Annotated in this window: 8 protein-coding genes; all 8 read left to right on the top strand. The window is 63.1% G+C overall.

Features of this window, described 5'->3' with window-relative positions; all coding sequences use genetic code 11:
* The first annotated feature begins 354 nt into the window (after nucleotides 1-354).
* The 8 genes from ACWIX7_RS20545 to ACWIX7_RS20510 all read left to right on the top strand — a co-directional run bounded on the left by ACWIX7_RS20545 (nucleotide 355) and on the right by ACWIX7_RS20510 (nucleotide 12518).
* Nucleotides 355-2808 carry a type I restriction-modification system subunit M gene (locus tag ACWIX7_RS20545; RefSeq protein ID WP_448618261.1) on the top strand — a complete coding sequence of 818 codons (2454 nt, stop codon included), beginning with the start codon at nucleotides 355-357 and terminating at the stop codon, nucleotides 2806-2808.
* Entirely contained in the window at nucleotides 2805-4049 is a 1245-nt protein-coding gene (locus ACWIX7_RS20540; protein ID WP_448618260.1) for a restriction endonuclease subunit S, read from the top strand. The genes ACWIX7_RS20545 and ACWIX7_RS20540 overlap by 4 nt, the downstream gene beginning before the upstream one ends.
* The gene (locus ACWIX7_RS20535) at nucleotides 4046-7159 is read left to right on the top strand and encodes a type I restriction endonuclease subunit R (RefSeq protein ID WP_448618259.1); all 3114 of its coding nucleotides are present in this window, start codon (nucleotides 4046-4048) and stop codon (nucleotides 7157-7159) included. Before ACWIX7_RS20540 ends, ACWIX7_RS20535 begins: the two co-directional genes overlap by 4 nt.
* Nucleotides 7146-7871, top strand: coding sequence for a M48 family metallopeptidase (locus tag ACWIX7_RS20530; RefSeq protein WP_448618258.1), 726 nt, complete (start codon nucleotides 7146-7148; stop codon nucleotides 7869-7871). The genes ACWIX7_RS20535 and ACWIX7_RS20530 overlap by 14 nt, the downstream gene beginning before the upstream one ends.
* On the top strand, nucleotides 7849-8328 hold the full coding sequence (locus ACWIX7_RS20525) for a winged helix-turn-helix domain-containing protein (RefSeq protein ID WP_448618257.1): 480 nt from the start codon (nucleotides 7849-7851) through the stop codon (nucleotides 8326-8328). The genes ACWIX7_RS20530 and ACWIX7_RS20525 overlap by 23 nt, the downstream gene beginning before the upstream one ends.
* A gap of 5 nt (nucleotides 8329-8333) precedes the next feature.
* Nucleotides 8334-8744, top strand: a complete 411-nt coding sequence (locus ACWIX7_RS20520; protein ID WP_448618256.1) for a restriction endonuclease — start codon at nucleotides 8334-8336, stop codon at nucleotides 8742-8744.
* A gap of 353 nt (nucleotides 8745-9097) precedes the next feature.
* Nucleotides 9098-11053, top strand: coding sequence for an AarF/UbiB family protein (locus ACWIX7_RS20515; protein WP_448618255.1), 1956 nt, complete (start codon nucleotides 9098-9100; stop codon nucleotides 11051-11053).
* Between the two features lie 172 nt (nucleotides 11054-11225).
* Nucleotides 11226-12518 carry a Fic family protein gene (locus ACWIX7_RS20510; protein WP_448618254.1) on the top strand — a complete coding sequence of 431 codons (1293 nt, stop codon included), beginning with the start codon at nucleotides 11226-11228 and terminating at the stop codon, nucleotides 12516-12518.
* Nucleotides 12519-12819: the final 301 nt, after the last annotated feature.

Below are 12819 nucleotides of genomic sequence, written 5' to 3'. Positions count from 1 at the left end.
TGACAATTTGGAGACAGCCGCATGTGGACCGCATTCGCCGCAAGAGCAGGCGTCAACCCTACGGATCACTGAGCGAAATGACTGAAGTAGCCCGCTGACTCCACTACGTCGACGGCCCTCGGGTCTCCGGTCGAGCCGCACTGCGGCGACCACGGGAGGTCGTGGCGCTCCGGCGGTCGACGCGTGATGCAGCGGCGCCGAGTGGGCCAGGCGCACCCAACCTGACGTCAGGGGGTCTCTACCGCCGGCCGTGTCGACACCTCGGGCTCGCGTGTGAGCCGTCTAGGGTGAACGCACTTGTGGCGAGAGGCGACCGCCACGGACCGCAAGGAAGCACAGAGAGGTGAGATCACGTTGGCACTGAAGAAGTCGGACCTTTACAGCTCGCTTTGGAAGAGCGCGGATGAACTGCGCGGCGGCATGGACGCGAGCCAGTACAAGGACTATGTCTTGACGTTGCTCTTCGTCAAGTACGTCTCCGATAAGGCCGCGGCTAGTAGCAGAAGTCTCATCAAGGTTCCCGCCGGCGGCTCCTTCAGCGACCTCGTGGCACTCAAGGGCAAGGCTGACATCGGCGACCAGATGAACAAGGCCATCCGCAAGCTGGCGGATGCGAACGACTTGCAGGGTGTAATCAACAACGCCGACTTCAACGATCCCAACAAGCTCGGCGACGGCAAGGCCCGGCAGGACCTGCTGTCAAACCTCATCGGCATCTTTGAAGGCATTGACTTCACTGCGTCTAAGGCCGAAGGCGACGACCTACTGGGCGACGCATACGAGTACCTGATGCGGCACTTCGCCACCGAGTCGGGCAAAAGCAAGGGGCAGTTCTACACGCCTGCTGAAGTTTCGCGTGTAATGGCTCAGCTGCTGCAGATACCAGACAACACGCCAAAGTCGACAACGGTGTACGACCCAACCTGTGGCTCCGGCTCGTTGCTTATCAAGGTCGCCGACGCCTCCCCCAAAGGTCTAACGATCTACGGTCAAGAGATGGACAACGCTACGTGGGCGTTGGCCAAGATGAACATGATCCTGCACGGCAACGAGACCAGCACGATTCTGCAAGGAAACACGCTCGCAAACCCCCGCTTTAGGACTGACGAACAACTCGACACCTTCGACCTGCTCGTCGCCAATCCTCCGTTTTCGGTGAAGACCTGGAAGAACGGCGTCGAGAACGACTACGGCCGGTTTGATGGCTACGCGCCGCCGCCAGCAAAGAACGGCGACTATGCGTTCTTGCTACACATGGTGAAATCCCTGAAGTCGACTGGGCGCGCAGCCATCGTTCTCCCACACGGCGTTCTTTTCAGAGGAAACGCCGAGGCGACAATCCGAAAGCTGCTTATCAAGCGCGGATTGATCAAGGCCGTGATTGGGCTACCGCCAAACCTGTTCTACGGCACGGGTATTCCGGCCTGCATCCTCGTCCTGGATAAGAAGGACGCCGCTGGCCGCACTGGAATCTTTATGATCGACGCCTCTCAGGGCTTCATCAAAGACGGCAATAAGAATCGCCTTCGCCCGCGCGACATGCATAAGATTGTCGACGCCTTTGTGAAACAAGCTGAGTTTCCTCGCTACTCGCGTGTCGTTCCAGTTAGCGAAATCGCAAACTCGAAGAACGACTACAACCTCAACATCCCGCGCTACGTCGACTCGTCGGACCCCGAAGACATCCAAGACCTGAACGGTCATCTGCAAGGCGGCATACCCAACCCGGACCTCGATGCGTTGCAGCCGTACTGGGACGCCTTCCCGAGTCTGCGCGGCGCATTGTTCCGGCAACTTCGAGACGGCTACTCGGAACTTCAGGTTCCTAAGAGTGACATCCAGTTCGTTGTATCGGCGTCAGCGGAGTACCTCACCTATGCATCAGAGACGCATGATGTCGTTGATAAGTGGTGGACGGGCCACCGCGGCACCCTGGAGCAAATCCACGCGACGACGAAGTCGGCAGTCCTGATCACCGACCTCGGGGAAAGTTTGCTCGACATCTTTCGGCCTCGTCCCCTTCTGGACGAGTATGGCGTGTACGAGCAATTGATGAGTTACTGGAACACCACGATGCACGACGATGTCGTGCTGGTGATGAGTGAGGGTTGGGTCGAGGCCTCTCGCCCCCGCGCGGCGCGCATAGTCGGCACGGACAACAACGGCAAGCCAAAGTACGAGAGCATTCACCTTAAGTTCGGCACCGGGGCTCGCACGAAGCGATGGGTGATGGACCTCGTGCCCCCCGAATACATAGTTGCGCGATTCTTCGCAGACGAGCGCGACCGCCTGCTGTCACTGAGGTTGGAAGCCGAAATGGCGGGGCAGGCGATCGCTGAGTACGTCGAGGAACACGCCGTCGAAGAGGGCCTCCTATGGGATGCCGTGGACGAGGGCAAGGACGCGGTCACCGACAGCTCAGCCAAGGCCCGGCTTCAAGAAATCGGTGATGACGGTGACGAGGAAGAGATCGCCGCGCTTGAGCGAGTCATGGCCTTATTCAAGGCAGAGGCGGCAGCCAAGAAGGCCGTCAGAGTGGCTCAGGCCAAGCTCGATGAGATGACCCTCGCTCGATACGGAAAACTCACGGAGGACGAAGTCCGCTCCCTGGTCATCGATGACAAGTGGGGCGTGACGCTCGCGCAGGGCATTGACGCTGAGCTGAGTTCACTAACACACAAGCTCGTGGCTCGCTTGGCCGTGTTAGCCGCGCGTTACGAACTGACCGTTCAGGACATTGAAGCGCGCATGACTGCGTTGAGTGCCAAAGTCGACGGGCACTTGGTCGCGATGGGTCTGAAGCCGTGAGCGCCACACCCTCGGCTTGGCAACCTACGACGGCCGGCGAGATCGGATACTTCAAGGGCGGCTCGGGCTTCCCGACTCGCTATCAGGGCCATCGAAGCGGCGACTACCCCTACTACAAGGTGTCGGACATGAATCTCGTTGGCAACGAGATATTCATGACGACGGCTAACAACTACATCTCCGAGCGAGTGCGCGCCGCGCTTGGCGCCACCGCCTTCCCGCCGAACGCCATCGTGTTCGCCAAGGTTGGCGCCGCTGTATACCTGGATCGCAAGCGGCTGCTCGCTATTCCGAGTTGTATCGATAACAACATGGCGGCGTTTGTAGTTGATCCCGAGCGTGCGGACGCGCGGTTTGTTCACTTCGCTCTTAGGAACTTCAAACTCAGTACGCTTGTTGCTGTCGGAGCGCTGCCCTCGCTCAACGGCAAGCAGCTCCGCTCGATCCCGATTCTTCTTCCACCAACGATTTCGGAACAGGAAGAAGTTGCCGCCGTTCTCGCTGACGCCGACGATCTCATAGCTTCACTGGAGAGGCTAATTACAAAGAAGCGCGGCATTCGTCAGGGCATGAGGCAACAACTTCTGACGGGTCGCACTCGTCTCCCTGGTTGCGCCGACCCTTGGCAGGATCACATGGTTCGCGACCTACTCGAGTTTAAGAACGGTCTAAATAAGGCAAGCGAATACTTCGGGCACGGAACCCCCATAGTCAACTTCATGGATGTGATGAAGTCGCCCATCATCACATCCGACCGTGTCAAAGGTTTAGTCAGCCTCAGCTCTGACGAGATCAAGCGCTTCTCGGCACAGCGTGGCGACCTGTTCTTCACGCGAACATCGGAAACCGTGGACGAGATCGGCACGGCTGCTGTTCTCGTCGACGACATCCCAAGAGCATCGTTCAGTGGCTTTGTGCTTCGCGGGCGGCCAAAGTCCCCGCACTTCGACCCAACCTTCCTTGCGTTGGTCTTCCACCTTCAGGAAGTCCGAAAGCAGGTTGTGTCTTCGGCGTCGTACACTACGCGCGCACTTACCAACGGTGGTTCTCTTGGCCGTGTACGCGTCACCCTGCCAGATCGTGAGGAACAGCTTCGGATAGTCCTCGTTCTACAAGACGTAGATGCCGAGATCGACGCCCTGATACGGCGTCTTGAGTCGGCGCGCGCCGTCAAGAAGGGCATGATGCAAGAGCTTCTGACCGGCCGTACGCGGCTGCCGATTGCCGAGGTGGCCGCATGACACTCAACCAGCTGGAGCGCGCAACGCAACGGCGCGTCATCCATGAAACGTTCGTGAAGCGCCTGGGCTATCGATACGCGGGCAACCTCGACGACCAAGACAATAAGAACATTCGCGAGGATGAACTGAGGGCCAATCTGCTCAAGCGCGGGTACGAGGAGGCCCTAGTCACTCGCGCCATCTTCGAGTTTTCACGTGCGGCGGCGCTTCCTGCTGGCGCTTCTCTGTACGACGTGAACCTGAAGGTCTACAGATTGCTGCGTTACGGCGTCGAGGTGAAGACGGACGTCAGCAGTGCAAACGAGACCGTAATGCTCATCAACTGGGACGCCCCGGAAACAAACGACTTCGCCGTTGCGGAAGAAGTCTCCATTACCGGGAATCACAACAAGCGTCCGGATGTCGTTCTGTACGTTAACGGCATCGCCTTGGGAATCATTGAATTCAAGCGGTCGACAATCAGCGTCGGTGACGGCATCAGGCAGAACATCGGGAACCAAAACGCGCACTTCATCCGACCGTTTTTCACCACGAACCAGCTTCTCTTCGCAGGCAATGACTGGGAGGGGCTGCGTTACGGTGTCATTGGAGCCGGCGAAAAATACTGGATGAAGTGGAAGGAGCCGGAGACCAGCAAGCTTGGCCGAGGCGTGAGCGAGATTTTGGACCGCGCGCTCGTGCAGATGTGTAACAAGGACCGGCTTCTTGAGCTGATCCACGACTTCATCGTCTTCGACCGTGGCACAAAGAAGACAGCCCGGCACAACCAGTACTTTGGCGTCAAAGCCGCACAGGCGCGCATTGGCTCCCGAGAGGGCGGCATTGTCTGGCACACCCAGGGCTCGGGCAAATCGCTCACGATGGTCTGGCTTGCCCAATGGATTAGAGAGCACGAAGACAACGCCCGTGTTCTTGTGATAACAGACCGCGACGAACTGGATAAGCAGATCGAGGGCGACTTCAACGGGGTCGGTCTGGGGGTCTACCGCACCAAGTCTGGCGCGGACTTAATCGGTCAACTCAACGCGACGCAGCCCTGGCTGATCTGCTCGCTTGTGCACAAATTTCACGGCGACGACACCTCAGATGTGGACGACGGCAACGACGACGTCAGTGAGGACTTCATCGCTGATCTCAACAAGCGCCTGCCGGCCGACTTCTCTGTAAAGGGCAACTTGTTCGTGTTCGTCGACGAAGCGCACCGGACCCAGAGCGGCAAGCTGCACGACGCTATGAAGGATTTGATGCCCTCGGCGATGTTCATCGGTTTCACCGGTACGCCTCTGCTCAAGGCGGACGAGGAATCGACCATCGCCAAGTTCGGCAGCTTTATCCATACGTATAAGTTCGACGAGGCTGTCCGGGACGGCGTCGTGCTTGACCTTCGCTACCAAGCGCGAAGAATCGATCAGGACTTGGTGCGACCCGACAGGGTAGACGCTTGGTTCGACGCAAATACAGCTGGAATGACCGACATGGCCAAAGCCCAACTGAAGCGCCGTTGGGGCACCATGCAAAAGGTCTTCTCGTCGCAGCCGCGAACTAATCAGATCGTTGCTGACATCCTTATGGACATGGCGCGCCAACCGCGCCTAATGGACGGCACGGGCAACGCCATGCTTGTGTGCGACAACGTCTATCAGGCGTGCAAGTTCTATGAGGCGTTCAGCTCCACGACGCTCAAGAGCAAGTTGGCGATTGTTACGAGCTACGTTCCGAATCCAACGCTTATCTCCAAGGAAGACGCTGGCGAGGGCGACACTGAGGAAATCGCCAAGTACAACATCTATCGGCAGATGCTCTCGGACCACTTCGGTGTCCCGGCTGACGAAGCCGTCAAGCGTATTGACGAGTTTGAGGAGGACGTGAAGCAGGCGTTCATCGAAAAGCCCGGCGAGATGCGGCTACTCATTGTCGTCGATAAGCTGCTGACAGGCTTCGATGCGCCGAGTGCGACATACCTCTACATCGACAAGAAGATGAAAGACCACGGGCTGTTTCAGGCGATCTGTCGCGTGAACCGCTTGGACGGCGACGATAAGGTCTATGGCTACATTGTCGACTATCGGGACCTGTTCAAGTCGATACAAGCAGCCATCACTGACTACACGTCGGGCGCATTCGATGGTTACTCGCAGGAGGACGTGAAGGGCCTGCTGAAGGACCGCATCAAAGAGGGGCGACAGGACCTCGATGACGCGCTGGACAAAATCCGGTTGCTGTGCGAGCCGGTCGCTCCGCCAAGAGAAATCGCCGACTTCCTTCAGTACTTTTGCGGCGGCGACGACGGCGACAAGATTCTGCTGCTAGTCAACGAGCCGAAACGAGCGGACTTGTACAAGGCGGTCGGCGCGCTCGCTCGTGCGTACGCTGCCCTCGCAAATGATATGGCCGAGGCCGGCTACACGGCGGCCGAAGCCGAGGCGATCAAGAAGGAGGTCGCCGACTTCGTATCGCTCAGTGAGGGCGTTCAACTCGCTGCTGACGAGAACATCGACCTCAAGAAATACGAGCCGGCCATGCGCCAGCTCCTCGACAGCTACATACAAGCCGATCCTTCCGAGACTATTGCTGATTTGGAGGAGGGTCTCGTCCACACGATCGTCGAACTTGGACTCGGCGCGGTGAACACGCTCCCCGCTCGAGTGAGAGCTGATCGGAGGGCGGTGGCCGCAACGATCCTCAACAACGTTCGCAGGACTATCGTAAATAAGCGAGCTACCGATCCGCGCTATTACGATGAAATGTCCAGGCTGCTCGATGCGCTAATTGCCGAGAAGCGGCAAGATTCCCTGGACTATGAGGCCTTCCTCAATCAGTTGATCGACCTGGTCAAGAAGATCGGCACAGGTGAGGCAACGACGCCCTTCCCGAAGTGGGCGAATACTCCAGGCAAGCGTGCCCTTGTGAACTTCTGCCTACCATATGGCATCGACACCGAAGGGCTTCACGACGTCATCGAGAGCAGCAAGGAGCACGGCTGGACTACCTCCTTGATCAAGGAACGGGCGCTAGAACTGGCCATCGCGGATGCGATGCCGCCCGACACGGACCCTGGTGTTGTGACCGCGTTGCTGGCACTGCTCAAGGAGAATCATGAGTATCGCTAACGCTGCACATCTCGAGGTGGGCGATCTTGCAGTCGAGGTCGTCTACAAGGACATCAAAAACCTGCACATCTCCGTGTACCCGCCCTTAGGCCGAGTGCGCGTCGCTGCGCCGGATCGTATGGATGAGGACGCCATCCGGCGTGCCGTCGTTGAGCGCCTGCCCTGGATTAGACGCCAACGCAAGGAACTTCTCGCAGCAGACCGCGAAACGAAGCGCGAGATGCTGTCGGGTGAGAGCCACTTCGTCTGGGGCCAGCGTTACTTGCTCGATGTGTCACGTACTAGCGGCCACCACCGCGTCGAGATGAGCGGGAGCACGCTATGGGTGGTTGCGTCGGCTGGAGCAGCGCCCGAGGAGCGGCTCGGTGTTCTCGACCGCTGGTATCGCCGTGAACTCAGGGCGGCGTTGCCTGCCTTGTTCGAGAAGTGGGCTCGAGTCATCGGAGTGGAGGCGCCCAGCGTCGTAGTGCGTCGCATGAAGACCAAGTGGGGTACTTGCATCGCTCGTTCGGGGACGATCTGGCTCAATCCCGAACTCGCGAAGAAGCATCCACGATTCTTGGAGTATGTCGTGGTTCACGAACTCGTTCACTTCCACGAGCGGACCCATAACGAACGGTTTGTCGACTTGATGGATAAGCACTTGCCGGATTGGCGTTCTCGTCGCGACGAGCTTAACGAGTCCACCCTTGCTTACGAGGACTGGAACTGAGTTGGGCGAGCACGCGCTCCCTACGTACGAGAACTTTCTGCTTCCCGCTCTGACGGGGATCTCACGAGCTGACGGCGCCCTAGGGCGATCCGAGGTCAAGAAAAAGGTCGTCCAGGAGACGCGCCTGAGCGACGATCAGCTTGCTTTGACTTGCCCCGGCGGCAAGCACGAGGGGCGAAGCGTTGCCCTTGATCGCGTCGGGTGGGCCCTCAGCTCACTCAAACTCATGGGCGGCTTAGACAACTCCGACCGGGGCGTGTGGTCGATCACGAGTCGGGGCCGCGAGCTGCTCGCACAAGGCCATGAGGCAGTCGTCGCCGCCAACCAAACGGCTCGGAGCGAGGCTTGGCGCCGTCGTAAGTCGCTACCCGAGGAACCTTCCGTGGCTGACCGCGATAGCGACGACCTCGCCGAGCAGGCCAGCGAGTCCTGGCGCTCAAGCTGGTTCAGGTCCTGACCTCGATGCCCCCGGACAGCTTCGAGCGCCTGTGCGAGCGATTGCTGCGGTCCCTCGGCTGTCGCGATGTCGACGTCAGCCGATACTCAGACGACGAGGGGCTCGATGGCACTGGCGTTCTCCAGGTCTCGCTGCTCAGCTTCCCGGTCTTCGTCCAGGCCAATCGGTACAAGATCGATCACCCCATCCAGCCGAACAAGATTCGTGAGTTCCGTGGCGCCATGGCTCACCGCGGCGACAAGGGCTTCTGCATCACCACGAGCGTCTTCACCGCCCGAGCGAGGGACGAGGCTCGACGAGGGGGCGCGCCGATCGACCTCATCGACGGCGAAGCTCTCTGCGACCTGCTCTACGAGCACGGCCTCGGCGTCGAGTCCCGGCCAGTCGTCGTTCCCGAGTTCTTCGCCGACCTGTAGGCGGCCCGGTCCGCTAGCCAGCGTCCCGAGCCCGCTCGCGGCTTGGCGAGTTTGACGTGCGTTTTCTGCCTCAACGCCGCTGAACTGCGGCGGCCATGGCTAGCCTCGCGTGTGACCAGCAAGGACAGACCTACTGGGTGCGCCATCAGGGACTCGAACCCCGAACCCGCTGATTACCGGGTCGATGGCATCCTAGGCAGTCGCCTCCCGCCTGCACGTCCAAGCTACTTTCCCCAGCGACGAGTTGCTTTCGCAACGGGCCCGGTATTGAGGGCGGCCAGTGCACAGGCCTGACCGAGTCAATCGCTAGCGCGCTGTCGTGCCTTGGCGGCACGCGGGACTACCGTCCTCAGATGGGCTTCGCGGACGACGGCCGGCCGCCGCGGGGCCGTCTGGCGCGGACGGCGCGGATCGTCGCGCTGCCGGCCGCGTTCGCCGGGCGCACCGCCGTCGGGCTGGGCAAGCGGATCGGCGGCCGCCCCGCGGAGGCCGTCGCGGCGCAGGTGCAGCAGCGCACCGCCGAGCAGTTGTTCGCCACGCTCGGCCACCTCAAGGGTGGCGCGATGAAGGTCGGCCAGGCGCTGTCGGCCATGGAGTCCGCGCTGCCCGAGCAGCTGGCCGGCCCCTACCGCGAGACGCTGGTCCGGCTGCAGGAGGCGGCGCCGGCCATGCCCACGGCGCGGGTCCACGAGCAGCTGGACCGCTCGCTCGGCCGGGACTGGCGCCACGTCCTCGAGAACTTCGACGACCACCCTGTCGCCGCGGCCAGCATCGGCCAGGTGCACCGCGCCACCTGGCGCGACGGCACGCCGGTGGCCGTCAAGGTCCAGTACCCCGGCGCCGCCGAGGCGCTCGTAGCCGACCTCGACACCCTCCAGGTCCTGTCTCCGATCCTGAAGGCGGCATCGCCCAGCCTCGACCTCCGGCAGCTGTTCGCCGAGCTGCGCGAACGGCTCACCGAGGAGGCCGACTACCAGCGGGAAGCCGCGGCGCAGCGGGCCTTCACTGACGGCTACCGCGGCGACCCCGACATCTGCGTCCCGAACGTGCTCAGGGTCCAGGGCCAGGTGCTGGTCAGCGAATGGGTCGACGGCACTCCCCTCTCGCAGGTCATCGCCAAGGGCAGCCAGGACGACCGCGACCGCGCCGGCCAGCTCCTCGTCCGCCTCCTCGCCTCGGGACCGGCAAGGGCCCACCGCGTGCACGGCGACCCCCATCCCGGCAACTTCCGCCTCCTCGACGACAGACGGCTCGCCGTCCTCGACTTCGGCTCCACCCAGGCCATGCCGCAGGGCTGGCCCGACCGGCTCGGCCCCCTGCTCGCCGCCGGCCGGGACGGCGACGCCGCGACCCTGCACCGCATCGCCGCTGGGCACCTCCTCGAGCCCGACAAGGTGACCCCACAGGCCCTGCTCGACCTGCTCGACACCTACCTTCAGCCGCTGCGCACCCCGGAGTACCGGTTCACCCGCCGTTGGATGCAGGGGCAGACCCGCCGCGCCTCCGACCCCCTCGGCGCCACCGTCGCCGTCGACGCCGGCCTGCGCCGGCGGGTGCGCCGCGAGATCGCCGACCGCGGGCACGTGCTCCCCCGATGGCTCGCCGAGCTCGACCGCACCGCACCGGTCGACCGGGCGGTCGAGGTCAGCACGGTGTTCCGGGACGCCGACGAGCTGCTCGTGGGCGTCACCGTGCCCGGCGGCCACCCCCTGACCGCCGTCGTCCGCATCGACAACGAGGCCGGCGCCGTCGCCACCGACGGGTACGTCGTCCAGTCCCCGCTCGCGTCGGTGATCGAGCTGCTGGTCGAGGACGACGACCCGGACGTCCACGTGCGCGACATCCCTCCCCCCGACGCCCGCGCCCGCATCACCGCGGCCCTCGCCGAGCTCGACCTCGGCCCCGGGCGGATCGGGTCCGAGACGTTGGCCGAATCCCGCGCGGTCGTCGAGTGGATGCTTTCGCTGCTCTCCGAGGGCGGCCACGGCTCCGTGCTGCAGGAGCCGTCGGCCGACGACGACCTGCGGTGGCTCGTGGACGAGGTGCTGGCCGCGGGCAGCGCCAACGGCATCGGGGATTCGCTCATTTGGAGCCGGGACGACGTCGCCCGGCTGCTCGATCCCGAGCGCACGTTCCTCGCCCCCGGCACCCCGCACCTCGACCGCGCACCGGAGCTGCTCCGCGACCTGATCCCCCACGGGCACGCCGCCCGCGGCCTCCGACAGGAGCTCACGGACGATGCCCTGGCCGCGGTCGACACGTCCGCCGCCGCGTTCCGTACGGCCGTGCGCACGCTGGACGAGAACTGACACGCCCCAGGCCGAGCTGACCGGGCTCGCCTCGATGGCAGGCGGGACGACGTCGAGCTCGGTGCCGTGATCGTCGCCCGCGGGCCGGCACATCCTTGAATCGCGACACCGTCGACCAAAGGATCGCGTGTCAAACTTTAATGACGGACCCTGTCATGAAAGGTTTTCCCGCATGGCCCGCTGGCTGGACGAAGTCTGGGAACACTCGGACGTGACCATGGTCCCGCGCGCCGACCGGCTGTCCGGCCCCTATCGCACGTACGAGCCTGACGGCGTCACCGCCCGCCCCCTGCGCATGTCCCGCGAGGCCAATCACGCCGCGACGGTGGCCGAACGAGCGGTTCGAGAGCTGGACAGGGGACGAGGAGCGCGGGCGCTGGAAGGGCTCGCCCGCTTCCTCCTGCGCTCCGAGGCAATCGCCAGTTCCCTCATCGAAGGCATCGCCCCGTCACCCCAGCAAGTGGCACTCGCCGAGCTCGCCCAGGACGAAGACGTACGCGGGTTCAGCGACCAGGCACGCCTCGTGGCCAACAACATCACGGTCCTGCGCAGGGCGAGCGACGAGCTCGCTCGCGTGGACGCCGTCACCGTTGCCGATGTGGAGGCCTTGCACCGGGCCCTTCTGCCCGACGAGCGCCACCACGGTCTCCGGCGCGTCCAGAACTGGATCGGTGGCTCGTCCTGGCATCCGCTGTCCGCCGAGTTCGTCCCACCACCACCGGAGCTGGTCCCCGGCCTGATGGCGGACCTCGTCGACTACGTGAACGGCTCCGTCCATGCGCCGCTCGTCCAGGCCGGGATCGTGCACGCCCAGTTCGAGACCATCCATCCGTTCACGGACGGGAACGGGCGTGTCGGTCGTGCCCTGATCCACACGGTGCTCACACGCCGCGGGCTCACGCCGTCGGCGGTCCTGCCGGTGAGCCTCGTACTGGCCACACTCCGCGATCGATACGTCCAAGGGCTCACGTCCTACCGGTACGTGGGTCCGCCGGAGTCGGACCAGGCAGCCGACGGCGTGGCTGCCTGGCTGGACCTGTTCCTGCACGCGACGACGGTGGCAGCCGAACAGGCGAGTCTGTTCGCCACGCAGATCAGCGAGCTGCAGACGGAGTGGGAGGCGAAGCTGGCGGAACACCGTGCCGCACGGGGACGACGCGAGACACCTCGTGCTGACTCGGCGACCTCGCGCATCCTGCGCACCTTGCCTGAGGTGCCCATCATGACCACCCGCACGGCCCAGCGACGATTGGGCGTCTCGTTCCCCGCTGCACGGGCCGCCCTCGAGGAGCTCGCGGATGCCGGCATCCTCACCCGCCGCTCCGTCGAACGCGGAACAACCGGTTACACCGCCACGGACGTGTTCTCGGTCGTCACCCATGCCGAGCGGCAACTGGCCAGCACGCGCTGGGACACGCGCATCTCCGCTCCCAACCGTTCCGTTCCTGCGCCACCACGACCCTGAGCTGCAACCTCGCGGACCCCACGTCGCACGCGGTTGAGAAGCACCCGGTCTGTCGACGCCGCAGCGCATCGCCTCGACGGTCTGCGCCTCCGCGCGGCATCGTCCCTCGGCGTCGAAGGCCGTCTCGATTTCCTCGCCCGTCGTGCCTTCGGCCCTCAGCCACTCCAGGTACTCGCGCTCGTGCTGCAAGCCGCTGTCGAAGACGAACTACAGCGCCTCCGTCGTATCTACGTGCGGCTCTACGTGCGGCGCCACTCACTCCCCGCCGCGCTGCACAACTCCGTGCCTCCCGATCGCCGTC

The organism is Geodermatophilus sp. URMC 65, from assembly GCF_053502545.1.
This window is presented reverse-complemented; position numbering and strand designations above follow the sequence as displayed.